The organism is Bradyrhizobium sp. 23 (assembly GCF_023073295.1).
GTDB classification, from domain to species: Bacteria; Pseudomonadota; Alphaproteobacteria; order Rhizobiales; family Xanthobacteraceae; genus Bradyrhizobium; species Bradyrhizobium canariense_D.
Window position 1 is genome coordinate 1 of sequence record NZ_JADPJF010000087.1, and the last position, 1,124, is coordinate 1,124.

General features: G+C 59.5%; 1 protein-coding gene. It reads left to right on the top strand.

What is annotated here, in order from left to right:
* Positions 1-46 precede the first annotated feature (46 nt).
* On the top strand, positions 47-1,111 hold the full coding sequence (locus IVB32_RS20885; protein ID WP_247411366.1) for an IS630 family transposase: 1,065 nt from the start codon (positions 47-49) through the stop codon (positions 1,109-1,111).
* The last annotated feature ends 13 nt before the right edge of the window (positions 1,112-1,124 follow it).

Here is a 1,124-nt window from a genome sequence, read left to right on the forward strand (position 1 = left end):
CTAGTACCCACTTTTCTTGGAACGTGAGTCGTGATTCAAGATATGGATGATCCCCGAAGCAAGAGAAGTCCACCTTTCGCGGAGAGACCGCAAGGTTCTTGAGGCGTGCTGTCGCTCGCCGGTGACGCTGCAGCGCGATTTGAAGCGGGCGCGGATAGTTCTGTTGGCGGCGGACGGGCGCAGCACCCGCTCGATCGCCAAAGAAGTCGGAGTCCAGCCGCGGATTGTCAGCCTTTGGCGGCACCGCTATGCCGATCATGGCCTTGAAGGACTGCACGACAAGCCGCGGCCCGGCAAGCAGCCGATTTATACGAAGGCTACCGACAAGCGGATTCTGAAGCTGCTGGATAAGCCGCCGCCGCAGGGGTTTGCGCGCTGGACCGGCCCGCTGCTGGCCGAGGCGCTGGGCGATGTTGACGTCCAATATGTCTGGCGGTTCCTGCGTAGCCACAAGATTGACCTTGCGGCTCGCAAGTCCTGGTGCGAGAGCAACGATCCGAACTTTACGGCCAAAGCCGCCGATGTTGTTGGCCTCTACGTCGCCCCGCCCGCGAAGGCCATTGTGCTATGCGTGGACGAGAAGCCCTCGATCCAGGCCTTGGAGCGAGCGCAGGGTTATCTGAAGTTGCCCAATGGCCGCGCCTTGACCGGCCAGAGCCACGACTACAAGCGGCATGGCACGACAACGCTGTTTGCGGCGCTCGAAGTCGCCACCGGAAAGATCATCGCGACGCATTCAAAACGCCGGCGCCGCGTCGAGTTTCTCGACTTCATGAACGGCGTCACCGCGGCTTTTCCGAACCGCAAGCTTCACGTCATCCTCGACAACCTCAACACCCACAAGAAGAACGAGCATTGGCTCAAGGCGCACCCCAATGTGCAATTTCATTTCACCCCGACAAGCGCGTCCTGGCTCAATCAGGTCGAGGTCTGGTTCTCGATCTTGCAGGGGCAGTCACTTAGCGGCACCTCCTTCACAAGTCTCAAGCAGCTTCAGGAACACATCGATGCCTACGTCAACGCGTACAACGACAAAGCGGAGCCCTTCGTCTGGACCAAGAAAAAGGTTCGTCAACGCCCCTTCAAAGGCCGCCGTATCACTCAGCTCTGATTCCGGGTACTAG

What these genes read in the sequence shown, in the direction of transcription:
- IVB32_RS20885 (WP_247411366.1), top strand. Translation starts at nt 47, where the DNA reads ATGATCCCCGAAGCAAGAGAAGTCCACCTTTCGCGGAGAGACCGCAAG.